The 25831-nt window shown below is 74.6% G+C and carries 17 protein-coding genes; 11 read left to right on the plus strand and 6 right to left on the minus strand.

The genetic code is table 11. The annotated features are described in order from the left end of the window. The first annotated feature begins 125 nt into the window (after positions 1-125). The 5 genes from ACFVU7_RS09390 (at position 126) to ACFVU7_RS09410 (ending at position 4326) form a co-directional block, all read left to right on the plus strand. On the plus strand, positions 126-1028 hold the full coding sequence (locus ACFVU7_RS09390) for a thioesterase II family protein (RefSeq protein ID WP_388044795.1): 903 nt from the start codon (positions 126-128) through the stop codon (positions 1026-1028). Positions 1029-1041: 13 nt separating this feature from the next. Next, positions 1042-1785, plus strand: coding sequence for a tryptophan 2,3-dioxygenase family protein (locus ACFVU7_RS09395; RefSeq protein ID WP_117490537.1), 744 nt, complete (start codon positions 1042-1044; stop codon positions 1783-1785). Positions 1786-1837: 52 nt separating this feature from the next. After that, on the plus strand, positions 1838-2449 hold the full coding sequence (locus ACFVU7_RS09400) for a flavin reductase family protein (RefSeq protein WP_380739610.1): 612 nt from the start codon (positions 1838-1840) through the stop codon (positions 2447-2449). 128 nt (positions 2450-2577) lie between these two features. Continuing rightward, positions 2578-3240: a nitroreductase gene (locus ACFVU7_RS09405; RefSeq protein ID WP_049649215.1), complete on the plus strand. Its 663-nt coding sequence runs from the start codon at positions 2578-2580 to the stop codon at positions 3238-3240. Positions 3241-3357: 117 nt separating this feature from the next. Beyond that, positions 3358-4326: an alpha/beta hydrolase gene (locus ACFVU7_RS09410; RefSeq protein WP_388044796.1), complete on the plus strand. Its 969-nt coding sequence runs from the start codon at positions 3358-3360 to the stop codon at positions 4324-4326. 251 nt (positions 4327-4577) lie between these two features. Here ACFVU7_RS09410 and ACFVU7_RS09415 read toward each other — a convergent pair whose 3' ends face one another. Further along, on the minus strand, positions 4578-5750 hold the full coding sequence (locus ACFVU7_RS09415) for an acetyl-CoA carboxylase biotin carboxylase subunit family protein (protein ID WP_388044797.1): 1173 nt from the start codon (positions 5748-5750) through the stop codon (positions 4578-4580). Positions 5751-5792: 42 nt separating this feature from the next. Here ACFVU7_RS09415 and ACFVU7_RS09420 point away from each other — a divergent pair, with 42 nt between their 5' ends. Next, positions 5793-5936 (plus strand): hypothetical protein, encoded by a 144-nt coding sequence (locus tag ACFVU7_RS09420; RefSeq protein ID WP_388044798.1) that lies wholly within the window; start codon positions 5793-5795, stop codon positions 5934-5936. Positions 5937-5981: 45 nt separating this feature from the next. Here ACFVU7_RS09420 and ACFVU7_RS09425 read toward each other — a convergent pair whose 3' ends face one another. Both ACFVU7_RS09425 and ACFVU7_RS09430 read right to left on the minus strand, forming a co-directional pair. Continuing rightward, the gene (locus ACFVU7_RS09425) at positions 5982-6932 is read right to left on the minus strand and encodes a DMT family transporter (RefSeq protein ID WP_388044799.1); all 951 of its coding nucleotides are present in this window, start codon (positions 6930-6932) and stop codon (positions 5982-5984) included. 172 nt (positions 6933-7104) lie between these two features. Further along, entirely contained in the window at positions 7105-7701 is a 597-nt protein-coding gene (locus ACFVU7_RS09430) for a cupin domain-containing protein (RefSeq protein ID WP_049649217.1), read from the minus strand. Positions 7702-7919: 218 nt separating this feature from the next. Here ACFVU7_RS09430 and ACFVU7_RS09435 point away from each other — a divergent pair, with 218 nt between their 5' ends. Next, positions 7920-8627: a TetR/AcrR family transcriptional regulator gene (locus ACFVU7_RS09435; RefSeq protein ID WP_117490533.1), complete on the plus strand. Its 708-nt coding sequence runs from the start codon at positions 7920-7922 to the stop codon at positions 8625-8627. A gap of 85 nt (positions 8628-8712) precedes the next feature. Here ACFVU7_RS09435 and ACFVU7_RS09440 read toward each other — a convergent pair whose 3' ends face one another. The 3 genes from ACFVU7_RS09440 to ACFVU7_RS09450 form a co-directional block, all read right to left on the minus strand. After that, positions 8713-10350 carry an amidohydrolase gene (locus ACFVU7_RS09440; protein WP_388044800.1) on the minus strand — a complete coding sequence of 546 codons (1638 nt, stop codon included), beginning with the start codon at positions 10348-10350 and terminating at the stop codon, positions 8713-8715. Positions 10351-10403: 53 nt separating this feature from the next. Beyond that, positions 10404-11831, minus strand: a complete 1428-nt coding sequence (locus tag ACFVU7_RS09445; RefSeq protein WP_049649220.1) for an APC family permease — start codon at positions 11829-11831, stop codon at positions 10404-10406. A gap of 302 nt (positions 11832-12133) precedes the next feature. Continuing rightward, complete coding sequence (locus ACFVU7_RS09450; protein WP_388044801.1) at positions 12134-13117, minus strand: LuxR C-terminal-related transcriptional regulator; 984 nt, start codon at positions 13115-13117, stop codon at positions 12134-12136. 329 nt (positions 13118-13446) lie between these two features. On the opposite strand from ACFVU7_RS09450, the gene ACFVU7_RS09455 reads away from it, so the two are divergent. From ACFVU7_RS09455 to ACFVU7_RS09470, 4 genes are all read left to right on the plus strand, one after another. Beyond that, a complete protein-coding gene (locus ACFVU7_RS09455) occupies positions 13447-14784 on the plus strand; it encodes an IS256 family transposase (protein WP_375876910.1) in 1338 nt (445 codons plus the stop codon). A 185-nt stretch (positions 14785-14969) separates the two neighbouring features. Beyond that, the gene (locus tag ACFVU7_RS09460) at positions 14970-15128 is read left to right on the plus strand and encodes a hypothetical protein (protein ID WP_158077742.1); all 159 of its coding nucleotides are present in this window, start codon (positions 14970-14972) and stop codon (positions 15126-15128) included. Positions 15129-15247: 119 nt separating this feature from the next. Further along, positions 15248-15460, plus strand: coding sequence for an MbtH family protein (locus ACFVU7_RS09465; RefSeq protein ID WP_049649760.1), 213 nt, complete (start codon positions 15248-15250; stop codon positions 15458-15460). Between the two features lie 585 nt (positions 15461-16045). Continuing rightward, positions 16046-25804 carry an amino acid adenylation domain-containing protein gene (locus ACFVU7_RS09470; RefSeq protein ID WP_388044802.1) on the plus strand — a complete coding sequence of 3253 codons (9759 nt, stop codon included), beginning with the start codon at positions 16046-16048 and terminating at the stop codon, positions 25802-25804. The last annotated feature ends 27 nt before the right edge of the window (positions 25805-25831 follow it).

Here is a 25831-nt window from a genome sequence, read left to right on the forward strand (position 1 = left end):
AGTTGTGTCGGATCTCTTTCAGTTGTGTCAGAACTCTTTCGTGGCCGGTCCGGTCAGGGAGGAAGAGCCGAAAGATTGCGGACACCTGCCGAAGCACCCGTACTCCGAAGCGGAGGAGTTCCGTCATGCTTCGTACCCGCCGCGACCACTGCCTTCGGACACTGGTCCGAGCGCCCGCGGCCACGGCACGGCTGGTCTGCCTCCCGCACTCCGGCGGCAGCGCGGCCGGCTACGGCCCGTGGTCCACCGCCCTCCCCCCGACCGTCGAGCTGCTGGCCGTGCAGTACCCGGGGCACGGCGACCGCTTCGGCGAACCACCGTCCACCGACGTGCGCGCGCTGAGCGCGGAGCTGGCCTCCGAACTCCTGCGCCTGCCGCCGCTGCCCACCGTGCTGTTCGGGCACAGCCTCGGGGCCCTCGTCGGCTACGAGACCGCCGTCACCCTCGGCACCCTGGGGCGCCCGCCGGCCGGCCTGCTGGCCTCCAGCTGCCCGCCGCCCGGCCGGGCCGGACGGATCCGGGCCGGCGGACTGTCCGACGAGGTCCTGTGGTCCCTGATCCGCTCCCTGGGCGGCATCGACCCGGACCTCCCCGAGGAGCCGGAGGTCGCGGAGGCCGTCCTGCCCGTCCTGCGCGCGGACCTCACCGCGCACGAGCAGTACCGGGTGGAGCCGCGGACCGCGCCGCTGGCCTGCCCGGTCCGCTGCCACCACGGCACCCTGGACCCGCTGGTCGACCGCGCCCTGGTCGCCGAGTGGGCGGCCGTCACCACCGGGCCGTTCAGCCTCCTCGAACGCGAGGGCCACCACTTCCACCTGTTCCAGCACCCCGAGGGCGTCCTCGCCGACCTCGCCGCCTTCCTCGACTCGGTGACCGTCGACGCGGTGACCGTCGACGCGGCGGCCACCGGCGCGACGGCCGCCCCGGCACCGCGCCTCCCCGCCCCGAGCACCGACGTCCCGAGCACCGCCGACCCGGGCGACTCCACCCCGGGCGACTCCACCCCGCGCCCGGCGCGGGCCCTCTGATGCGGAGCTGACCATGACCGAAGCCGTCACCGAGACGATCACCGACCTGACCTACTCCACCTACCTCCAGATGGACACCCTGCTCTCGCTCCAGCAGACCCGCTTCCCCGAGTCCACCGACCGGAGCGTCGCCCTGGCCGAGCACTTCTTCATCGTCGCCCACCAGTCCTGCGAGCTGTGGCTCAAACAGATCGTGGCCGACCTGCGACTGGCCCGGGACCTCCTGAACGCCCCCGGCGACCCGGCCGGCGGAGCCGAGGACGGGGTCGAACTCCTCCAGCGGGCCGCCGAGTTGCTCCGCGTCCTGCACGAGCAGGTGATCGTCCTGGAACGCCTCCCGCTGCGGCACTTCGTCCGGTTCCGGCCCTACCTCGGCACCGCCAGCGGCGCCCAGTCGCAGCAGTTCCGGGTGCTCGGCCGACTGCTGGAGGACGGCACCGAGACGAGCGAGCTGTACCGGGCCTTCCTGGCCGACGCCCACCGGCAGGGCCTGAGCGCCGCCGACGTCTGCCGCCTCGGCGTCGCCTGCGGCGGCCCGCACCGCGTCGCCGAGGCGCTGCTCGACGTGGGCAACGGCTACTGGCGCTGGAAGGTGGCCCACCTGGGCCTGGTGACCAAGATGGTCGGCGGGCAGCAGGGCACCGGCGGCACCTCCGGGGAGGACTACCTGCTGCGCCGGATCACCCTCCCCTTCCGCGACCTGCGGCAGCTGCGCGGCAACCCGCACACCGAGGTGCTCGCCACCAGCCCGGTGTAGCGGCCCTCCCGCTCACCGCCACCCACCAGAAGCCCGTAGGAGCGACCGAGCCATGCTGCACGTCGACGTGGCATCCATGACCGCCCGCCAGCGCCAGCGCCTGCTGCTGTGGAGCGTGGTCCCCCGGCCGATCGCCATGGTGAGCACGGTCTCCCCCGGCGGGGCCGTCAACCTGGCGCCCTTCTCGTACTACACGGCCGTGGGCTACTCCCCGATGGCGCTGCTCTTCTGCGCCAGCCGGCGGGCCGACGGCACCGAGAAGGACTCCTGCCGCAACGCCCGCCTCCCCGCCGAGGGCGGCACCGGGGAGTTCACCGTCAACGTCCTGATCGAGAAGCACGCCGAGGCCGCCACCACCACGGCGAAACCGCTCCCGTACGGCGAGTCGGAGTACGAGCTGGCCGGGCTGCGCGCCCTGCCCGGCCACGCCGTCCGCTCGCCGCGCATCGACGGCTCGCCGCTCGCCTTCGAGTGCCGCACCTCCTCGGTGGTGCCGGTCGGCGACCACTCCGTGGTCATCGGCGAGGTCGTCCACGTCGTCGCGGAGGAGGGACTGGTCGACGAGACCGGCTTCCACCTCGACCTGGACCGGCTGGGGTCGGTCGGCCGGATGGGCGCCGCCGAGTACGTCCGCACCCTGGACCGCTACGCCGTCGGCGGCTGACACCCGTCCGGCGGGACCTCGGCCCCCGGCCGTCACCTCCTCCGCGCCCGAACCGTTGCAGCAACGGGACGCCCGGCAGTGCCGGACGCGGCCCCGGAACGGTCGGGCGAGGTGTGAGGACACGGCTGGTGGACGTCTACGAGGCTGTCGAGACCCGTCGGGCGGTGCGGGGGTTCACCGACCAACCGGTGCCGAGGGAGGTGCTCGAACGGGTGCTCGCGGCCGCGTCCCGCGCCCCCTCCGGCGCCAACCTCCAGCCCTGGCACACCTACCTGGTCACCGGGGAGCGGCTGGAACGGCTCAAGCGGCTCGCCGTCGCCCGCGCCTCCTCCGGCGACCAGGGCGACGACCCCGAGTTCGAGATGTACCCGCCCGAACTCAAGTCCCCCTACCAGGAACGGCGCCGGGAGGCCGCCGAACAGCGCTACCGCGCCTTCGGCATCCCCCGCGAGGACCGGGACGCCCGGCAGCGGGCCGTCGTCCGGAACTGGGACTGCTTCGGCGCACCCACCGCGCTGTTCAGCTACATCGACCGGTCGATGGGCCCGGCCCAGTGGGCCGACCTCGGGATGTACCTGCAGACCGTCATGCTGCTGCTGCGCGCCGAAGGGCTGCACAGCTGCCCGCAGATGGCCTGGTCCGTCTACCACCGCACCGTCGCGGACGTCCTGTCGCCGCCCGCCTCCCTCGTGCTCTTCTGCGGCCTCTCCGTGGGCCACCCCGACCCGGCCGCCCCCCGCTACCGGGTGGGCCGGGCTCCGCTCGACCAGACGGTCACCATCCTCGACTGACCGCTCCCGACACCGCCTTGCCCCTTCACCTCCTTGCCCGTTCACCTCCTTGCCCCTTCACCGTCCGACGGCTCCACGTCCGACGGCTCCACCGACGTACCGCGGAGGCGACCTCCCGTGCCCGAGAGCCCGGCCCCGACGCTCATACCCGGCCGCGCCCCCGTCCCCGTCTACCGGGGCATGGACCGCGCGGCCCTCGACCGCCAGTACACCCCCAGCCACCGCGTCCCCGACCTCCGGGCCTACCTGGACCGCTACGCACGGGACAGCGCGAACGCCCGCCGCCGCCACCCCGTCCTCACCGGCCTCCCGTACGGCCCCCACCCGGCCGAGACCCTCGACTACTTCCCCGCCCCCGACGGCCCCGCCGGCCCTGACGGCCCGCCCCCGCTCCTGGTCTTCGTCCACGGCGGCAACTGGCAGGAACTGTCCAAGGACGACTCCGCCTTCCCCGCCCCGCCGCTGCTCCGGGCCGGCGCCGCCGTCGCGGTCGTCGGCTACGGCCTGGCCCCCGACACCCGGCTGGACGACATGGTCGCCATGGTCCGGCGCGCCGTCCACTGGCTCCACCACCACGCCGACGCCCTCGGCTTCGCCCCCGACCGCCTCCACCTGGCCGGCCACTCCGCCGGCGCCCACCTCGCCGCCATGGCCCTCCTCCCCCGCGTCCCCGGCACCCCCCACCACGGGCCCGACGTCTCCGCCGCGATCGCCGGCGCCACCCTGCTGAGCGGCATGTACGACCTGGAACCCGTCCGCCTCTGCTATGTCAACGACGCGCTCGCCCTCGACCCGGCCGCCGCCCACCGCAACAGCCCGCTGCACCACCTCCCGCCGCGCCTGCCCCCGGTCGTCCTCGCCCGCGGCGCCGACGAGACCGCCGAGTACGCCCGCCAACACGCCCTGATGGCCGCCGCCCTGCGCCCCCGCACCGCCCTCACCGACCTCGTCGCCCCCGCCCACAACCACTTCTCCCTCCCCTACGCACTCGCCGCCCCCGGCTCCCCCCTCGGCACCACCGTCCTGACCGCACTCGCCCGCGGCGGGCCCCGGACCGTTCCGGCGGGCCGTTCCAGGCAGGTGTGAAACCGCAGGCCGGAGGGAGTGGAACCGTTCCAGCGTCCCGACTCGGACGGCTGGCTCGGCGAACCGGTCGGACACCGGACCAGAGTGCTGACCAGCGGTCGGCGCCGCACCGTCAGACCAACCGACCCGCCGAACGCAGGGCGGCCGGCGCGGTGTTGACCGCCTCCGCGGAGTGCTCCTCGCCGGTCAACCGCTGGTGGTAGCCCGGCCCGCCCGGGTCGCTCTTCCGTTGACCAGGATCCTGTACGGCATCAGCGCTCCTCCAGGTTCGCCATCAGCCAGGCCTCGGCCCGCAACAACCGTTCCTCGACCTGCTCCGCGTCGGCACCGGCGACGATCACGAAGCACAGGTGCGAGGCGCTGTAGAGGGTGACCGCCCCGGGCTCCAGTTCCTCGTTCACCTGGTAGTGCCGCACCCACGGGAACGGCGGCCGCCCCGGCGCACGTACCGGCCGCCCCTGCGGCAGGACGGACACCGAGCCGTGAACCTCGGTCGGCGGCGCGGCCGGCGGCGGCTGGACGGGCAGCCCGGCGGACTGGCGCAGCACCGAGGTGTGCAGGTCCACCCCGTAGGTGGCCCGGGTGAGCCACGGAATGCGGTCGCCGCCGACCCGCGAGGCGATCTCGCACATCACCAGCTCGTCGTCCGGTGTGTGGAACACCTCCAGGTGGTAGGCGCTGACCGGCGGGACGTCGAAGGCGGACAGCGTCCGGTCGAGGAACTCCTCCAGCCGCCGGGCCATCCCGCTCTCCGGGTGCAGCTGGACCGAGCCGTTGTTCTGCCCGGTGAAGACCCCGAGGCAGCTGCGCAGGTAGCGGGAGGAGGCGACGAAGCGGTAGCCGTCGCCGAGCACCGCGTCGACGTGGTACATCGGGCCGTCGACGAACTCCTCGGCCATCAGGTCCTCGCGCCAGCGCCGCCGGGCGAAGGCGAGCAGTTCCTCGTCCCCGTGCAGCACCGCGATGTCCCGCGAGCCGCCCTGGCTGACCGGTTTGACGACCACGGGGTAGCCGACCGCCTCGATGAAGCCGGTGAGGTCGACGACCGTGTCGAGCCGGGCCCAGCGGGCGGTCGGCACGGCCCGGCCGGCGACCTCCTTCATCACCGCCTTGTCGCGGAACGACCGGGCGCTGTCCGGGGTCTGGCCGCCCAGGCCGAAGTCCGCGCGCATCCGGGCGGCCCGTTCCAGGTCGTACTCGTTGTCGGTGATGATGTGGGTGAACGGCCGTTGCCGGTGCAGCCGGCGGATCGCCAGCTCCGCGTAGGGGACGGCGTCGGAGTCCGGGACGTACTCGTAACGGGCCAGCCGCCCGGTGTTCTTGAGCTCGTTCTGGCTGAACACCTGCAGCTTGTCGGCGAGTTCGGGGAACATCCCGGGGTAGTCGTGGCCCTGGCCGTAGTTGAGCACGGCGACGTTGGTCATGATGGGTCGGCCTCACAGTGGACGTGCGGTGCGGGAGGGGTGTTGGTCGGTGCGCCGGTGGGGGTCGGCGCGGGCGGCGCGCGGGGCCACCGGGGCGAACACCGGTGCGGCGACTGCGCCGACGACATCGAGGACCTGATCGCCGACCACCGGGAGACGGTCCAGCGGGCGGCGGCCGGGGCCTGAGGGAGGCGCGGGAGGGCCGGGTCGAGCGCCCGGCCCTCCCGCCGTTCAGCGGTGGACACGGTTCGCCAGGACGGTGCCGGCCGAGGCGAGGACCAGCCCGGCCAGGGTCAGCACGCCGAGCGGCTGGTCGAGCAGCACCGCGGCGAAGGCGGCGGTGCACATCGGGACCAGGTAGAACAGGCTGCTGACCTGGCTCGTGCCGTGCCGCTGCAGCAGGTGGTAGAGCAGGCCCACGCCGACGATCGAGTTGATCAGCGCCGTCCACAGCAGCACCGGCCAGTACGAGGCGGTGAACTCCACGGACCAGCCCTCGACCAGCAGCGCGGGAACCAGCGCCGCCGCCGCGGCGGCCAGCAGCTGCACCGCGTTGCCGCCCACCGGCTCCATCCGCGCGCAATGGCGCTTCTGGTGGACGGTGCCGTACGAGATGCCGAGCAGGCCCAGCAGCAGGAAACCGAGGCCCAGCAGGTAGCCGCCGGACAGGTCGATCCGGTCCGCGACGGCCAGCGCGACGCCGCCCAGCCCGAGCACCAGGCCCAGGCACTGGCCGCGGGTGACCCGCTCACCGAGCAGCGGCACCGCCAGCAGCGATGTGGTCAGCGGGTAGAGCGCGATGACCAGCGCGGCGAGCCCGGAGGACACCCCGAGCTTCATGCCCATGTAGATGCTGGAGAACTGCACGCCCTGGACGAGCACACCCGCCACCGCCAGGTGCAGCAGCAGGCGCCCGCGGGGCAGGCGCTCCCGGCGGATTCCGGCGATCGCCAGCAGTACCAGCCCGGCGATCGCGAACCGCAAGGTCGCGAAGGTGTACGGCGCGGCGTGCCGCAGGCCGAGCTTGCCGGAGATGAATCCGGAGCTCCAGACCACCACGAGCGCCACACGCGGGGCCGCGCCGGTCCCCCGGCCCCGCCGCTCGTCGGTCCCCACGGGCGGGCCTGCGTCCGGGACGGCTTCGCGCGCGGCACCCTCGAGCGGCGGGGTCGGCATCGTCATCTCCGAGCTCCTCTGGATCTCCTCGATTGTTCGATATAGAGCACTGTAGAGCAGAATATCGCTCACGTCGAGACGGGCAGGCCCTGCGGCGACATCCCGGGACCGAAACGCCGACTGCCCCACGGACCGCTGTCCGTAGGGCAGTTGGCGAGCAGGCGGCGACGCCTGGAAGTCAGTAGAGGCTGGAGAAGAGGACTCCCACCAGCTGGGCCGGCTCGTCCGTCTCGTTGCGGAAGCTGTGCGGATGGCCGGCCGAGAACTGGATGCTGTCGCCGGCTCCCAGCACGTGGTCCACCCCGTTGTAACGGACGACCAGCTCACCCCGGGTGACGGTGATCAGATCGGACCCCTCGTGCTGGAGCTCCTCGCCGAGACCGCTGTGCGGCGCGAAGTCACCGGTGACCACCTGGTAGCCGAGCTCCGGGGAGCGCACCACCCGGTAGACCACCCCCGGGGCCCGCTGGAGCTCCTCCTGCCCCTCCCGGGGGAACAGCGCGGGGGTCGCCCGCCCCCGGGAGAAGCCCAGGAAGGAACCGACGTCGTGGCCGAACACCCGGGCGAGCCGGCCGAGCCGCTCCAGCGCGATGTCGGTCTCCCCGCGCTCCAGCGAAGCCAGGAAGGAGACCGACAGCCCGCACTCGGCGGCCACCTGCCGCAGCGACATACCGCGCTGGGTGCGCAGCCGCTGCAGCACCTCGCCGGGGCGCGGGAAGCCCAGCTCCGGATCGCGGGGTCCGGGAGCGCCGGTGGAGGGTGCCGAATCAGCCATGATCGCATCCTAGGCGCCGCAGACCTGCCCACCAATGCCCGTGCACGCCCGCTCCCGGGCCTCGCCCGACGCGGCCCCGGAACCTGCCTCCCACGCCTCCCCCGCCGTCCGCGGCTTCGGCGCCCGGGCGGCCGCGTGCCGCACCGTCTCCTGCTGAGGCCGGGCTTCCGCTCCCGACCCCTGGTTTGTGTCAGCATCCTTGACATAACCTCGGGCGCATGACCGACCGCGTAGTCCCCGAGCCGCAACGGCGGCGGCGGCGACCCACCAAGCAGGGTGTGGTGCTGTCCGCCGAGCTGATCGTCGACACCGCGATCCGGCTGATCGGCCGGCACGGCGCCGAGGCGCTCACGGTGCGGCGGCTGGGCGCCGCGCTCGGGGCCGATCCGAGCGCGGTCTACCGCTACTTCCACAGCACCGACGACCTGCTGCTCGCCGTCGCCGACGAGCTGATCGGCCGGGCCCAGCACGACTGGCGGCCCACCGGCGACTGGCGCGCCGACCTGCGTGCCATCGGCCTGCGCATCCACGCCAGCTACCTGGCCCACCCGCAGGCCGCCATCCTCGCCGCCCACCGCACCACCGGCCGCGCCCACGAGATCGCCGCCGTCGAGGCGATCCTCGGCGTCCTGCGCACGGCGGGCTTCCCGGACCCGGAGGCCGTCCGGATCTACCACGCCTTCGTCGACCAGAGCCTCGGCTTCGCCGCCCTGGACGCCGCCACCCTCGCCCTGCCGTCCGCCGCCCAGAACGCCGACCTCGAGGTCTGGCAGGCCTCCTACGCCCGGCTCGACGCCGCCGAGCACCCCCACATCGCGGCCACCGCCCACCTGCTCACCGCCGACATGCGCCGCAGCGGCTACCCGTACGCCCTGGACCTGCTGCTGGACGCCGCCGAGGCCCGGCTGCGGGCCGCCGGGGGCTGAACCCCCGATCCGGGGAACGCGAGGGCCGCCGGTGGTGGGCCCCCGTGCGCCGACCACCGGCGGCCGGTCCGGCCCCCTGCCGCGGTCAGTCCGCCGCGTGCACCAGCTCCCCGCCGACGTAGGTGCGCTCCACCCGCGCCTGCGCGATCTCCTCCGGCGGCCCGGTGAGGATGTCCCGGTCGAGCACCACCAGGTCCGCGAGCCGCCCAACGGCCAGCACCCCGGCGTCGTCGTGCCCGTTGAGGTACGCGCTGCCGGCCGTGTACGCGGCGATGGCCGAGCCCAGGTCGAGCCGCTGCTCGGGCAGGAAGACCCGCCCGTCGGTGGCCTCCGGCTCCATCCGGTTGACCGCCACGTGCAGCCCCGCCAGCGGGTCCGGGCTGCTCACCGGCCAGTCGCTGCCCGCCGCGAGGGTGGCGCCGGCCCGCTGGAGGGAGCCGAACGGGTACTGCCAGGCGGCCCGCTCCGGCCCGAGGAACGGGATGGTCAGCTCGTCCATCTGCGGCTCGTGCGCGGCCCAGAGCGGCTGGATGTTGGCGACGGCGCCGAGCCGGGCGAAGCGCGGGAGGTCGTCCGGGTGGACCACCTGGAGGTGGGCGAGGTGGTGCCGGGCGCCGCGCCGCCCGTTGGCGGTGCGGGCGGCTTCGATCGCGTCCAGCGCCTCGCGCACGGCCCGGTCGCCGAGTGCGTGGAAGTGCACCTGGAAGTCGAGCGCGTCCAGTGCGGTGACGTACCCGCGCAGGGCCTCCGGGTCGACGAAGCTGAGGCCGGAGTTGGCGGTGGCGCAGCCGCAGCCGTCCAGGTACGGGCTGGTCATCGCGGCGGTGAAGTTCTCCGCGATGCCGTCCTGCATGATCTTCACCGAGCCGGCCCGGAACCGTCCGTGGGCCAGTTCCCCGCGCCGCCGCACGAGGTCGGGGATCTGGTCGGCGCCGCGGTCCCGGTCCCACCAGAGCGCGCCGGTCACCCGGGCGGTCAGCGCGCCGGAGCGGGCGGCGGCCAGGTAGGCGTCGGACGGGTCCGGCTGGCCGTTGAACTCGCCGAGCAGCGCGTCCTGCCAGCCGGTGATGCCGAGCGAGTGCAGCAGCCGCTGGGCGCGCAGCAGTCCGGCCAGCCGGTCGGCGGCGGTGGCGGGCGGCAGCAGCCGGGCGACCAGGGCGGTGGCGCCCTCCTGGAGGGTGCCGCCGGGGGTGCCGTCGGCCTCGCGCTCGATCCGCCCGTCGGCCGGGTCGGGGGTGTCGGCGGTGAGCCCGGCGAGTTCCAGCGCCCGGGTGTTGGCCCAGGCGCCGTGGTGGTCCCGGTTGGCGAGGTACACCGGCCGGTCGGGGACGACGGAGTCGAGCAGCTGCCGGGTGGGCAGGCCGCCTTCGAAGCTCTCCATCGACCACCCGCTGCCGGTGATCCACTCCTGGTCCGGGTGGGCCTCGGCGTACGCCCGGATCCGCTCCAGGTAGTCGGCGACGCCGACCGTCCCGGTGAGGTCGCAGGAGGCCAGCTCGGCGCCGCCGAACACGGCGTGGATGTGCGCGTCCTGGAAGCCGGGCAGCAGCAGCTTGCCGGTGAGGTCGACGACCTCGGTCCGCGGCCCGATCAGCTCCCGGACCTCGTCGTGCCCGACGGCGGCGATCCGCTCGCCGACGACCGCCAGCCCGCTCGCCCGGGTGCGGGCCGCGTCGCCGGTGTGGACGGGGCCGTGGGTGAAGACCAGATCGGCCTGGGTCATGGGTGGTGCTCCGTTCTCGCGTGGTCGTGCCTGGTCGTACGTCGTACGGGGGGCTACCCGGCCGCCGCGTCCTCCCGCAGGAAGTACGGCGAGCGCCGCCGCCAGCGGGCCCAGGCCGCCGCCGGCAGCCCGCTGACGATCATCATGATCACCACGGACAGCTCGAACCAACCGTTGTCGGCGGCGAGTTCGAAGTGGTCCGTGGAGTCGTAGAAGGTCCAGGCGAGGTAGCCGCCGACGGCGAGCAGCGCCGCCGCGCCCAGCAGCGGCCCGACCACCGCGCGCAGCCCCTCCAGCGGGGCGGTGCGCAGCAGGTGGCGGAACCGAACGGCGGCCGCGACGGCGGTCAGCGCGTAGTAGAGGGCGACGACGATGCCGATCGCGTTGACCGCGGCCGAGATCAGGTCGTTGACGGTCGGGATGGCGATGGAGGCCAGCGCCAGGGCGACGGCGACGCCGGTGATCAGCAGGGTGCCGACGGCGGGCGTGGCGTGCCGGGGGTGCAGGCGGGTCCAGACCGGGCCGAGCACCCGGTCGCGCCCCATCGCGTACATCCCGCGCGCGGTCGGGATCACCGAGGACTGCAGCGAGGCCACCGCGGAGAACATCAGCGCGATCAACGGCAGTGCGGCCAGCGGCTGTTCGGCCAGCTTCGTGCCGAAGTAGGTCAGCCCGTGGGCGCCGTTGTCGGCCAGCTCGTCGATCGGCAGGACCCGCTGGAAGGCGGTGCCGGCGAGCAGGAACAGCGCCAGCATCACCACCAGGGCCAGCAGGCCGCCCCGGGAGGCGTCCCGCGGGTCGCGCACCTCCTCGCCGACGCTGAACACCGACTCGAAGCCCCAGTAGCAGAACACCGCCAGCACCATGCCCTGGGCGACGGCGTCGAAGGAGGGGATGTCGAAGGGGTTGAACCACTGGAGCGAGAATGGCTGGTCGCCGGCGAACAGCCCGTAGCCGCAGAAGCCGAGCAGGACGGCGTACTCGAAGACCAGCAGCGCCTTCTGCAGCCGGGCCGCCAGGTCCAGTCCGCGCACCGCGACCAGCGCGGCGCCCACCAGCACCACCAGGCCGATCAGGGTGCACTGGACGGTGGAGTCGGCGTCGAGCCGCAGCCCGGCCACGCTGCGGACGTGGGCCTGGTCGAGCAGCTGGACGATCGAGGAGCCGGTGACGGTCGTGGTGTACGCCATGAAGACGACGGTCCCCACGGTGTTCACCCACCCGGTGAGGAAGCCCAGCCAGGGGCTGAGGGTGCGCCCGACCCACCGGTAGCTGCTGCCCGCGTCCGGCTCGACGGCGTTCAGCCGCCCGTACCCGCCGGCGATGGCGAGCACCGGCAGGAAGGCCAGCAGCATGATCGCCGGGAGGTGCAGGCCGACCACCCCGGCCATCAGGCCCAGGCCGATCCCGATGCTGCTGGTGGCGGCCGTGCTGGAGGCGGCGATCGCCGCCCCGTCCAGCAGGCCGAGCGACTTGTGCATCGCGACGTGCGTTCCTGCCGCGTCCGCTCTCGGACCGCCGCCCGTGTCCTTCACCGTCGATGCCAACGGATCACCGCCTTGGTCGTGGGGTGCGCGTGTGGGGGAAGCTCCCGTACCGGTCGTGGGGGGTGACGCGGGCCGGAAGTGCGAGCCATGAAACCGGCGGCGCCGCCACACGTCAATGCCGTTGTCATAAGGCCGCACGCACCGCCGAAAGCGCCACCGCCGGCCCGTGACGGGTCCGGCGGTGGCGAAGCGGGTGAAGCAGGCGAAGCGGGCGAAGCGCGCGGCGCGCGGGCCGGTCAGAGTTCGTCGAGGGGTTCGTCCAGGACGCCCTGGCGGGCGATGATGTAGCCGAGGTGGCCGCGGCTGCGGCTGCCGAGGAGTTCGCTGGCCTTCTGGATGTGGCTGGACACGGTGCGGGTGCTCATGCCGAGGCGGGAGGCGATGGCCTCGTCGGTGTAGCCGTTGACCATCAGGCGCAGCACGTTCTGCCGGGTGCGGGCGGTCAGCAGCCGGGGGCGGTGGTGGCCCTGCTGGTAGGTGACGGGCTCGGCGCGCTCCCACATCAGCTCGAAGATCTTGAGCAGGTACTCGACCAGCGGCGGGAGTTCGATGAGCATCGCGGCGGCCTGGCGGTCGGCGCCGGCCGGGATGAAGGCGGTGGAGCGGTCGCAGATGATCACCCGGTCGAAGACCTCGTTCAGGGTGCGCACCTGGGCGCCCTGGGCGGTGACCTGCTCGATGTAGGCCAGCGTCGGGCCGTGCGAGCGCACGGTGTGCTGGTAGAGGGTGCGTTGGCGCACGCCGCGGCCGGCCAGGGCGAGGTCGCGCGGGAGCGCGTCGCCCAGTTGCTCGGGGCCGCGGCCGCCGCCCGGCTGGGCGGTGAGCAGTTCCTCGGTGCAGGCGGCGACGGCCTTCTCCAGCGCGGGGTTGATCTCCTCGCCCGCCAGCAGCCGGATCGGCAACTTGGCGCGCCGCATGACGTCGCGGTAGGTGTGCTCGGCGGCGTGGAAGGAGGTGTGCAGCGCGGCGAGCCGCTCCTGGTGGGCCAGTACGGCGAGTTCGAGCGGCCGCGCCAGTCCGGTGGCGGCGATGTCGGGCGGGACGGGGACGAGCCGGTCACCGGAGCCGGGCAGCGGGCGCAGCAGACCCATCGCGAGCAGGCATTCGGGGGCTTCGCCGACCGCCTCCCCCTCGGCCAGCGCCGTGCGGTAGAACTCGATGCCCCGGTCGCAGAGCTGGGGTGTTCCCCTTTCCGCGCAGTTGTCCTGACTTGGGCACATCTGGGCATCCTTCCGGCTTCGGCATTGCGGTTTCACGAATGCCCGTACCGGCTACCGCCAGGCATCCGAACCGGCAAGATGGAAGTGACTGCCGTTCGGAAGCCGCCCCCCGGGCTCCGACAGCCGTGAGTGTACGCCCAAAGGGCGCGGAAATCATCGGCTGACGGTAGTCGGGCGTGCACGCAAACGGGGAGCCGGGGTCACGGTCGTGACCGTACCCGGCAGCGGTGACCGGGGGATTGCCGGCGCATCGCACCTGGCGTTCCGACGGGACGTCCGGAGCGGGCGGTCGGTGCACGGAACGGCCTACAGACGGAAGGCACCCCCAGTTGCGAGCTGATTCCGACCCGGCGGCACCGCCCGCCGCCCTCGCCGGCCTGGTGGACCAGCGCCTGGTGCGGCAGTTGGCGGAGGCCGCCGCCGCGCAGGTCGGCTCCGGCGCGGTCCGGCTGCTGGGCGACGGCGGGATTCTCCAGGCCTTCGCCAAGCAGCTGATCGAGGGCGCCCTGGAGCTCGAACTCCAGGAGCACCTGCGCGGCTCCGGCAACAGCAACGGCAGCGGCACCGGCAACGGCTCCGGTCCCGGCGGCAACGGCCGCAACGGCGCCCGGGCCAGACGGCTGCTCACCGAGATCGGCCCGGTCGAGGTGCGGGTACCCCGGGACCGTGAGGGCAGCTTCACCCCCAAGGCCGTCCTCCCCCGCGCCCGGCGGCTGCCCGGGCTCGACCGGCTGGTGATCTCGCTGACCGCGCGCGGCCTCAGTTCGGGCGAGCTGGTGGCGCACCTGGCCGAGGTGTACGGCGTGGAGCTGAGCCGGGAGACCGTCTCGGCCATCACCGACCAGGTGCTGGACGAGCTCGCCGAGCGGCGCGGGCGGCGGCTCGATCCGGTCTACCCGGTGGTCTTCGTCGACTCGGTGCGCAGCGGCCGCTCGGGCGGGCCGCTGGTGCACCTGGCGCTCGGGGTCTCCACCGAGGGCCGGCGCGAGGTGCTGGGCCTGTGGCCGGCCGCGGACGGTGAGCAGTGGCCGCAGGTGCTGGCGGGGCTCGCCGAGCGCGGGGTGCGGGAGGTCTGGGTGCTGGTGGGCGGCACCGGCGCGGTGCTGGCGGAGGCGGCGGCCGAGCAGTGGCCGCGCACGGTGGTGCACGGTTCGGTGGCGCACCTGCTGCACGCGGCGCTGCGGCACGCGCCCGGCGAGGACTGGGGCGCGCTCTCACGGGCGCTGCGCGAGACCTGTACGGCGCCGACCGAGGCGGCGGCGCTGGAGCGGCTGGCCCAGGCCGAGCGGGAGTGGGGGCCGAGCCACCGCGAGGTGTTCCGGGTGTGGCGGTCGGCCTGGCCGCTGCTGGCCCCCGGTTTCCGCTTCGGCCCGGAGGCACGGCGGCTGCTGACCGGCGGGGGCGCGCTGGAGCGGCTGCACGCCCGGCTGCGCCGGATCGAGCAGTCCGCGGGGCGGGTGCAGGACGAACGGGCGGCGCTCAAGCGCGCCTACCTGGCGACGCTCGCCCTGGAGTCGCCGACCGGGACGGGCCGGCCGTGGGTCGAGGACTGGCCCGCCGTCCGGGAGGAGTTGCGCCGGGGCTCGCTGCGGCGGGCCGGAGTGCCCGCTTCCGCCCCGCGATGTCCTCCGCGATGTCCCACGCGCCCGCGGAGTTCCCACCACTGATCTGACAGACCCAGGTACGACTTGGATCATGTCTGTCTGTTTTTGGCACGATCTGACCGGGCTTCCGGTTCCCGCATTGCGTGTTCACGATCACAGTGAGAGCTTCCAAGCACGTTTGGGGCTTCGGCAGGATGCATTTCAGAGCGAAGAGGGCAGACCGCCCTCCTCAGGAAGAGGAATTCGCGATGCCAAGCCTTGCCGTCCGCGTCCACAAGATGCTCGGGATGCTCGCCGTCCTGCTGGCCGCCGTGGTCGGCCTCCAGCTCCACGCCCAGCCGCACCTGTCCACGGTCTCCGTCACCGCCCACGACGCCCCCAGCGAGGACTCCGGCTGGGGTCCGTGAGCCGCGGCTCCGTTTGATCACATCCGGTCACGTCCGACCACCCTGCTCCTCCCCTTCTCGCACTGCTCTGCACGGCTACGAACCAGATCTGCACAGCTACGAACAGAGAGGAACCGACGATGGCGAACCCGTTCGAGGATGCCGAGGCCAGCTACCTCGTCCTGACGAACGACGAGGGCCAGCACTCGCTGTGGCCGGCCTTCAGCCCGGTGCCCGCCGGTTGGCAGCAGGTGTTCGGTGCCGCCGGACGACAGGACTGCCTCGACTACGTCGAGCAGAACTGGCAGGACCTGCGGCCGAAGAGCCTCATCGCGCACCTGTCCGAGCACTGACCCCGGCCACCGCCCACCGACCGTCGGACCGCTGAGCACCGCGCGACCGCCGGACGGGGATCCGCGCCGAACGGCCGCTCACCCGGTCGCACCACCTCGGCGGCGCGGCACCCGGCACAGCACCATCCGGCAGGGCACCACCCGGCAAAGCACCGCCTGACAGCGCACCACCCCGGCAAAGCACCCGGGGCAGACCGCCGCTCACCCGGCACCGCCCCGCACCCGAGCCGCCCCTCACCAGGCCGCTCGCCCGGTCGTCGGCGCACCGCACCGCCGGAACCCGCCGACACCGCCTCACCACACCACCGCAGCACCCCGTCACCGCCGCGCGGCCGCACCGTCACGCCGCCGGCGCGGTCCCGTGTCCGACGTCTACGCGCGTGCATCGAACAGCACCGGCGCGCCACCACCCTCCGCACCGCCGCACCGCACCCGTGTGCCGCACGGACGTCACACGAAGCACACCGCAGCACCGCAAGACGACCGCAACATCGCTCCGCCGACCCCCGGGCCGACCGCCCCGGGGTCAACCCAGCTCGCCGCTCCCGCCACCGCGGGAGCCAGCCGCACGAGGGAGAGAGTCACATGTCCGGGGTCCAGCAGACGCACAGATCCGAGCAGCGGCCGGAAGCGGCCGAGGTCCTGTGCCGACTGTTCGCGGAGGTGCTCGGCCGGGAGTCGGTCGACCCCGCGGCGGGCTTCTACGACCTGGGCGGCGACCGGCCCGCCGCCGAGCGGCTGCTGGCCCGCGTGCACGAGGAGTTCGGCGTCCGCCTGGAACCGTCCGTCCTGGCGGACGCCCCCACCCCCGCCGCGCTGGCCGCCCGGCTGGCCCGCCCCGACACCCGCCCGACCCTCACCGAGCTGGTCGACGCCCAGGTCGCCCGCACCCCGGACGCCCCCGCCCTGTACGCCGAGGGCACCACCCTCACGTACGCCGAGCTGGACGCCCGCGCCAACCGGCTGGCCCGGGTGCTGGCCGCCCGCGGCCTGGGCACCGAGGACGTCGTCGCGCTGGCCCTGCCGAAGTCCCCCGAGGCGATCGCCGCGATCCTCGCCGTCGCCAAGACCGGCGCCGCCTGGCTGCCCGCCGACCCGGCCTACCCGGCCGAGCGGCTGCGCCACATGCTGAGCGACTCCCGCGCCGCCCTGGTGCTCACCACCGCCGGGGCCGCCGGCCAGCTGCCGGAGACCGGCGCCCCCCGGCTGCTGATCGACTCCGCCGAGCACCTCGCCGACCTGGCCGCGCGCTCCGGGGACCGGTTCACCGCCGCCGAGCGGGTGCGGCCGGTGAGCGCGCCGAACACCGCGTACGTCATCTACACCTCCGGCTCCACCGGCGTGCCCAAGGGCGTGGCCGTCACCCACACCGGGCTGCCCAGCATGGTCGGCACCCAGGTCGCCGCCACCGGGGTCGGCCCCGGCAGCCGGGTGCTCCAGGCCTCCTCGCTCAGCTTCGACGTCTCGGTCTCCGACCTGTCCGTGGCCCTCACCACCGGCGCCGCCCTGGTGCTGCCGCGCGAGCAGAGCCAGCTGGTCGGCGAGCCGCTGGCCGCCCTGATCGACCGGTTCGGCGTCACCCACGCCGACGTCGCCACCGCGATGATCTCCACCCTGCCCGACCTGCCGATGCCCTCGCTGCGCACCCTGATCGGCGGCGGCGAGGCGGTCTCCCGCGAGCTGGCCGCCCGCTGCGGCCGCGGCCGGCTGATGCTCAACAGCTACGGGCCGACCGAGGCCACCGTCATCGTCAGCATGAGCGAGCCGCTCACCGGCGAGGAGCTGCCCCCGATCGGCCGGCCCTGCCAGGACGTGCGCATCCACGTGCTGGACGAGCAGCTGCGCCAGGTCGAGCCGGGCACCGTCGGCGAGCTGTACCTGGCCGGCCCGCACCTGGCCCGCGGCTACCTGAACCGCCCGGGCCTGACCGCCGAGCGCTTCGTGGCCGACCCGTACGGCGAGCCCGGCGACCGGATGTACCGCACCGGGGACCTCGGCAGCTACCGCCCGGACGGCCAGCTGGACTTCCTCGGCCGGGCCGACGACCAGGTGAAGATCCGCGGCTTCCGGGTGGAGCTCGGCGAGATCGAGCAGACCCTCTCCGCCCACCCCGAGGTCCGCCAGGCCGTGGTGCTGGTCCGCGAGGACCGCCCGGGCGAGCGCCGCCTGGTCGGCTACACCGTCGGCGCCGCCGACCCGGCCGAGCTGCGGGCGTACTGCGCCGAGCGGCTGCCCGACCACATGGTGCCCGTCGTCGTGGTGCTCGACCGGCTGCCGCTCACGCCCAACGGCAAGGTGGACAAGCGCGCCCTGCCCGCGCCGGTGTTCGGCGCCGGCGAGGAGGACGGCCGCGCCCCCGCCGGCGAGCTGGAGCACACCCTGGTCCGGCTGTTCGGCGAGGTGCTGGGCCTGCCCCGGGTGGGCGTCACGGACTCCTTCTTCGAGCTCGGCGGCGACTCCATCGTGGCCATCCAGCTGGTCTCCCGGGCTCGGCACGCGGGCCTCCAGCTCACCCCGCGCGAGGTGTTCCTCGCCCCGACCGTCGAGAAGCTGGCACTGATCGCCCGTCCGCTGGAGGGGCCGGTCGTCGTCGAGCCCGCCGGGTCCGGCCTCGGCGAGGTGCCGCCGACGCCCATCGTGCACTGGCTGGCCGCCCAGCACGGCGCGGTCGAGAGCTTCTACCAGTCCACCCTGCTCACCCTGCCCGCCGGCACCACGCGGGAGCACCTGACCACCGCCGTCCAGGCCCTGCTCGACCACCACGACCTGTTCCGCGCCCGCACCTCCCCGCTCGCCGAGCGCCCCTGGACGCTGCATGTGCCCGAGCCCGGCACCGTCCCCGCCGACGCCGTGCTGCGCCGGGTCGAGGGCCGGGCCGACGCGGACGCGCTGCGCGCCGAGACCGAGGCCGCCCGCGGCCGCCTGTCGCCCGAGGACGGCCGGATGGTCCAGGCCGTGCGCTTCGACGCCGGCCCGGAGCAGCCCTCGCAGCTGCTCTTGGTGATCCACCACCTGGTGGTGGACGGCGTCACCTGGCGCATCGTCGAGGAGGACCTGCTCGGCGCGCTCGCCGCGCTCCGCGAGGACCGCGCCGTCGAGCTCGCCCCGGTGCCCACCTCCTTCCGCCGCTGGGCCCAGCGCCTCACCGCCGAGGCCAACACCGACCGCCGGGCCGCCGAACTCCCGCTCTGGCAGGCCGCGTTGGCCACCCCGGACCCGCTGCTCGGCGGCCGCCCGCTGGACCCGGCCCAGGACACCTACGCCACCGAGGGCCTGCTGCGGCTCGTGCTGCCCGCCGCGACCACCCGGGCGCTGCTCACCAAGGTCACCGCCGCCTACCACGCCCAGGTCAACGACGTGCTGCTGACCGGGCTGGCCCTGGCCCTCGGCCACTGGCGCGGCCAGGAGACCACCGGGCCCGACGGCGCCGTGCTGGTCACCGTGGAGGGCCACGGCCGCGAGGAGGTCGTCGACGGCGTCGACCTGCACCGCACCGCCGGCTGGTTCACCTCCGTCTACCCCGTCCGGCTCGCCCCCGGGGCGCTGCCCTGGTCCGAGGTCACCGCGGCCGGCCCCGCACTCGGCCGGGCCCTCGGCCGGGTGAAGGAGCAGCTGCGCGCCGTCCCCGACAACGGCATCGGCTTCGGCCTGCTGCGCCACCTCAACCCGGACACCGCCGCCGCGCTGGCCGGGCACGCCGACCCGCAGATCGAGTTCAACTACCTGGGCCGCTTCGCGCCCGAGGGCGTCACCGCCGAGGACGTGCTCGCCGGCACCGAGGCGATGTCTGAGGGCGCCGCGACCGGCCTCGCCCTCGGCCGGGTGCTCGGCCTGGACGCCACCACCGTGGACACCCCGCAGGGCCCGCTGCTGGTCGCCCAGTGGTCCTACGCCACCGGGCTGCTCTCCGAGGAGCGGGTGCAGGCCTTCGCCGAGGCCTGGTTCGCCGCGCTGGGCGCGCTCGCCGAGCACGCCGAGCGGCCGGACGCGGGCGGGCACACCCCCTCCGACTTCCCGCTGGTCGCCGTCACCCAGGACGAGCTGGACGGGCTCGCCGCCCACCACGCCCCCGCCCGCCTGGTCGACGTCTGGCCGACCTCGCCGCTCCAGCAGGGCATGGCCTTCCACTCGGCGTACGACGCCGACGGCGCGGACGTCTACACCTCGGTCGTCACCTTCGACCTCGACGGCCCGGTGGACGCCGACCGGCTGCGCGCCGCCGCCGAGGCGCTGCTGGTGCGCCAGCCCAACCTCCGGGCCGCCTTCCACCAGCGGCACGACGGCCCGCCGGTGCAGGTCGTCCCGGACGGCGTCGAACTGCCCTTCACCGTCGTGGACCTGAGCGGCCACGCCGACCCGGAGGCGGAGGCCGGGCGGATCGCCGCCGCCGAGTACGGCCGCCGCTTCGACCTCGACCGCCCGCCGCTGCTGCGCTACACCCTGCTCCGGCTCGCCCCCGGGCGCCACCAGCTGATCGCCTCCGCGCACCACATCCTGCTGGACGGCTGGTCGACCCCGCTGTTCGCCGAGGAGCTGTGGGCGCTGTACTTCGAGCAGCCGATGGCCCCGGCCGCCCCGTACCGCGAGTACCTGCGCTGGATCACCCGGCGCGACGGCGACACCGCCCGCGCCGCCTGGGCCCACGCCCTGGCCGGCGCCGACGAGCCCACCCTGCTCGCCCCCGGCCGCTCGGCGGCCGTCCCGCAGCTGCCGCTGCGCCTGCACACCGGGCTCTCCCCGGAGGGCACCGAGGCCCTCGCCCGCACCGCCCGCCGCTACGGCGTCACCCTCAACACCCTGGTCCAGGCGGCCTGGGGCGTGCTGCTGGCCCGGCTCACCGGGCGCGAGGACGTGCTGTTCGGCACCACCGTCTCCGGCCGGCCGCACGACCTGCCGGGCGTGGAGCGGATGATGGGCCTGCTCATCAACACCGTGCCGGTGCGGGTCCGCCTGGACCAGGCGGAGAGCTGGGGCCAGCTGCTGCTGCGCCTCCAGCACGAGCAGTCCGCGCTGCTGGACCACCAGCACCTCAGCCTCACCGAGATCCAGCAACTCGCCGGCATGGGAAGCCTGTTCGACACCGTCACGGTGTACGGCAACTACCCGGACCCGTCCGCGCTGGACGACGCCGACCCGAGCGGCGCCACCCGCGTCACCCTGGTCGAGGACGTCGACAGCGCCCACTACCCGCTGGTGCTGGCCCTCACCCCCGGCGACGGCCTCCAGCTGCGACTGGACCACCAGCCGGACGCCTTCACCACCGGGGAGGCCCGCGCCCTGCTGGACCGCTTCCTCGCCCTGCTCGACCGGATCGTCGCCGACCCGGCCGAACTCGTCGGCACCGTCGAGGTGTTGACCGCGGCCGAGCGCGCCGAGCTGGTCACCGAGTGGAGCGGCACCAGCACCCCGCTGCCGGAGGGCTCGCTGCCCGAGCTGTTCGAGGCGCGGGCCGCCGCGACCCCGGACGCGCTCGCGCTCACCGCGGACGACGCCGAGCTGACCTACGCCCAGCTCAACGCCCGGGCCAACGGCCTGGCGCTGCGGCTGGTCGAGGCCGGGGTGGTCCGGGAGACGCCGGTCGCGCTGATGATCGACCGCTCGGCCGCCCAGGTGGTGGCGATCCTGGCCGTGCTCAAGGCCGGCGGCCTGTACGTCCCGCTGGACGACGCCCAGCCCGCCGACCGGCTGCGGACCGTCCTCGACGACGCCGGGGCCGCCCTGGTGCTGGCCGACGCCGCCCACCGCGAGCACCCCGCGCTGGCCGGACTGACGGTGCTCGACCCGCACGCCGAGGAGCACCCCGAGAACCTCGGACTGCCGCAGCGCGCCGACCAGTTGGTGTACGTGATGCACACCTCCGGCTCGACCGGCGTGCCCAAGGGCATCGCCATCACCCACCGCGGCGTGGTGGACCTCGCGCTCGGCGGCCAGTTCACCGGCGGCGGCCACGAGCGGCTGCCGGTGCACGCGCCCTCCGCCTTCGACGCCTCCACCTACGAGATCTGGACCCCGCTGCTCTCCGGCGGCCAGCTGGTGATCGCCCCGGCCGGCCGGCTCGGCATCGCCGAGCTGGCGGCGGTGATCGGCCACGAGCGGACCACCTCCGCCTGGATCAGCGTCGGCCTCTTCAACGTGCTGGCCGCCGAGGCCCCGGAGACCTTCACCGGGCTGCACGAGGTGTGGACGGGCGGCGACATCGCCTCGCCGGTCGCCATGCGACGGGTGCTGGACAGCTGCCCCGGGCTGCGGCTGATCAACGTCTACGGGCCGACCGAGACGACCACCTTCGCCACGCACTTCCCGATGACCTCGGCCGCCGAGGTGCCGGCCGTCGTGCCGATCGGCCGGCCGCTGCCCAACAACCGGCTGTACGTGCTGGACGCCGGGCTGCGCCCGGTGCCGGTCGGCGTGCCCGGCGAGCTCTACATCGGCGGCTCCGGCCTGGCCCGCGGCTACGTCCGCCGCCCCGGCCTGACCTCCGAGCGCTTCGTGGCCTGCCCGTTCGGCGAGCCCGGCGGCCGGATGTACCGCACCGGCGACGTGGTGCGCTGGACGCCCGCGGGCGAACTGGAGTTCGTCGGTCGAGCGGACGACCAGGTCAAGCTGCGCGGCTTCCGGATCGAACTCGGCGAGGTGGAGGCGGCGTTCACCGCCCACCCGGCGGTCGGCCAGGTCTGCGTGGCGGTCCGCCAGGACCAGCCGGGCGACAAGCGCCTGGTCGCGTACGTCACCGGCGAGGTGCGGGCCGACGCGCTGCGCGACTTCGTCACCGAGCGGCTGCCCGGCTACATGCTGCCCGCCGCGATCGTCGTCCTCGACGAGCTGCCGGTGAACCCCAACGGCAAGGTGGACCGCAAGGCCCTGCCCGCGCCCGACTACAACGGCGCCGACGGCGGGCGCGAGCCGCGCAACGCCACCGAGCAGGCCCTGTGCGCGCTGTTCGCCGAGGTCCTCGGGCTGGCCCGGATCAGCATCGACGACAACTTCTTCGACCGCGGCGGCCACTCGCTGCTCGCCACCAAGCTGGTCAGCCGCATCCGCGCCGGTCTCGGCGCCGAGCTGCCGATCCGCACGCTCTTCGACAACCCGACGGTGGCCCTGCTGGCCGCCGCCCTGCCCGACTCCGCGGCGGCCCGCCCGGCCCTGCGGCCGGCCGAGCGTCCGGAGCGGGTGCCGCTCTCCTCCGCCCAGCAACGCCTGTGGTTCATCGAGCAGTTCGAGGGCCCCAGCGCGCTCTACAACACCCCCGTCGCGGTCCGGCTCACCGGCGCCGTCGACCTGCCCGCCCTGGAGCAGGCCGTCCGGGACGTGGTGGAGCGGCACGAGGTGCTGCGCACCGTCTTCCCGACCGTCGACGGCCAGCCGCACCAACAGGTCGTCGAGGGTAGCGGGTTGTCGCTGCGCCAGGTGCCGGTGGCCGACGAGGGGCAGCTGCGGGCGGCCCTGGTCGCGGCCGGCGAGGAGGTCTTCGACCTCGCCCGCGACCTGCCGGTGCGCGCCACCCTGCTGTCGCTGCCGCACGATGAGCACGTCCTGCTGGTGCTGATGCACCACATCGCCAGCGACGGCTGGTCGGTCGGGCCGCTCTTCCGCGACCTCGCCGAGGCCTACCGGGCCCGGACCGCCGGCGCCGCGCCCACCCGCGCGCCGCTGCCGGTGCAGTACGCCGACTACACCCTCTGGCAGCGCGAGCTGCTCGGCACCGACGAGCGGCCCAGCGCCCTGCTGACCGACCAACTCGCCTACTGGCAGCAGGCCCTGGCCGAGGCCCCGGAGGAGCTGGCGCTCCCCTACGACCGGCCGCGCCCGGCCGTGCCGGGGCACCGGGGCGGCCTGGTGGAGGTCACCGTCGACGCCGAACTGCACGGCGCGCTCGGCGAGTTGGCGGCGGCGCAGAACGCCAGCCTGTTCATGGCGCTGCAGGCCGCGGTCGCCACCCTCTACACCCGCCTCGGCGCCGGCACCGACCTGCCGCTCGGCACCCCCGTGGCCGGCCGCACCGACGAGGCCCTGGACGACCTGGTCGGCTTCTTCGTCAACACCCTGCTGCTGCGCACCGACACCAGCGGCGACCCGACCTTCCGGGAACTGCTCGACCGCGTCCGGCGCGCCGACCTGGACGCCTACGACCACCAGGACATCCCCTTCGAGCGCCTGGTCGAGCACCTCAACCCCACCCGCACCCCCGCCCGCCACCCGCTCTTCCAGACCCTGGTGGCGCTGGAGAGCCGGGTCACGGTGCCGGCCGAGTTCGGCGGCCTGGGCTGCGCGGAGCACCCCTTCGAGCTGGACGTCGCCAAGTTCGACCTGTCCTTCCGGTTCACCGAGCAGGGCCCGCAGGCGGGCCTGACGGTGGCGGTCGAGTACGCGGTCGACCTCTTCGACCACGCCACCGCCACCGCCCTCGGCGAGCGGCTGCTGCGCGTCCTGCGCGCCGCCGCGGCCGCCCCGGACGCCCCGATCGGCGGCATCGAGATCCTCGCCCCGGCCGAGCGCGAGCAGCTGCTCACCGGCTGGAACGACACCGCCGCGCCCGTCCCGGACGCGACCCTGCCGGAGCTGTTCGAGGCGCGGGCCGCCGCCACCCCCGACGCGCCGGCCGTGGTCTTCGGCACCGAGCGGCTGAGCTACGCCGAACTGGACTCCCGGGCCGAGCACCTGGCGGCCCACCTGGCCGGTGCCGGGGTCGGCGCCGAGACGCCGGTGGTCCTGCTGATGGACCGCTCCGCCGACCTGCTGACCGCGATCCTCGCGGTGGCCAAGGCCGGCGGCACCTACGTCCCGCTGGACGACCGGCACCCGGCCGAGCGGCTGCGGCGGATCACCGCCGAGACGGCCGCCGCGCTCGTCCTGGTCGACCCGGCGCACCGCGACCACCCGCTGGCCGCCGACGCCCCCTGCCCCGTCCTGCCGCTCACCGAGGGCTGGTTCGACGGTCCGCGCGAGCGGCGCGCCCACCGGGCCGCGCCCCACCCGGAGCAGCTCGCGTACGTGATGTTCACCTCCGGCTCCACCGGGGAGCCCAAGGGCATCGCGATCAGCCACCGGGACGTGGTGCAGCTCGCCACCGACCCGTGCTGGCGGCACGACGAGGGCCTGCGGGTGCTGTTCCACGCGCCGCACGCCTTCGACGCCTCGACCTACGAGATCTGGGTGCCGCTGCTCTCCGGCGGCCAGGTGGTCGTCGCGCCGCAGGGCGACCTGGACGCGGCCGCCATCCGCGGGCTGGTCCGCGAGCACGCGCTCACCCACGTCCACGTCACCGCCGGTCTGTTCCGGGTCATCGCGGAGGAGGACCCGGGCATCTTCGCCGGTGTGCGCGAGGTGCTGACCGGCGGCGACGTGGTCTCCGCCCCGGCCGTGCGCCAGGTGCTGGAGGCCGTCCCCGGCATCGCGGTGCGGGCCCTGTACGGGCCGACCGAGACCACCCTGTGCGCCACCCAGTACCCGATGCCGGACGCCGCGGCGGTGCCGAACGTGGTGCCGATCGGGCGCCCGCTGGCCAACACCCGGCTGTACGTGCTGGACGCCGCGCTCCAGCCCGTCCCGGCCGGAGTGGCGGGCGAGCTGTACATCGCCGGGGCCGGCCTGGCCCGCGGCTACGTCGGCCGCCCGGCGCTCAGTGCCGAGCGCTTCGTCGCCTGTCCCTTCGACGGGGACGGCGGCCGGATGTACCGCACCGGGGACCTCGCCCGCTGGACGGCGGACGGCGTCCTGGAGTTCCTCGGCCGGGCCGACGACCAGGTCAAGATCCGCGGCTTCCGGATCGAACTCGGCGAGGTGGAGGCGGCGTTCACCGCCCACGAGGGCGTCGGCCAGGCGCTCGCGGTGGTCCGCGAGGACCAGCCGGGCGACAAGCGCCTGGTGGTGTACGCCACCGGCAAGGCCACCGACGGCGAGCTGCGCGCGTTCGTCGCGGACCGCCTCGCCGCCTACATGCTCCCGGCCGCCGTGGTCGTCCTGGACAGCCTGCCGGTCACGGCCAACGGCAAGGTCGACCGCAGGGCCCTGCCCGCGCCCGAGTACGCCGGGGCGGCCGAGGGCCGCGCCCCGCGCACCGAGCGCGAGCGGGAGCTGTGCGCCCTGTTCGCCGAGGTGCTGGGCGTGGAGACGGTCAGCATCGACGACCGGTTCTTCGACCTCGGCGGCCACTCCCTGCTCGCCACCCGGCTGGTCAGCCGGATCCGCGCCACCCTCGGCGCGGAACTGCCGATCCGCACGCTGTTCGACGCGCCAACGGTCGCCGCCCTCGCCGCCGTCCTGCCCGGGGGCGAGGCGGCGCCCGCGCCGAAGAAGGCCCGCCCGGCCCTGCGGCCGATGCGCCGCCCGAGCGGCCAGGCCTGACCCGCGGCAGGACGCGGGCCGCGCCAC

The sequence above is a fragment of the Kitasatospora sp. NPDC058046 genome, from assembly GCF_042885595.1.
GTDB lineage: Bacteria > Actinomycetota > Actinomycetes > Streptomycetales > Streptomycetaceae > Kitasatospora.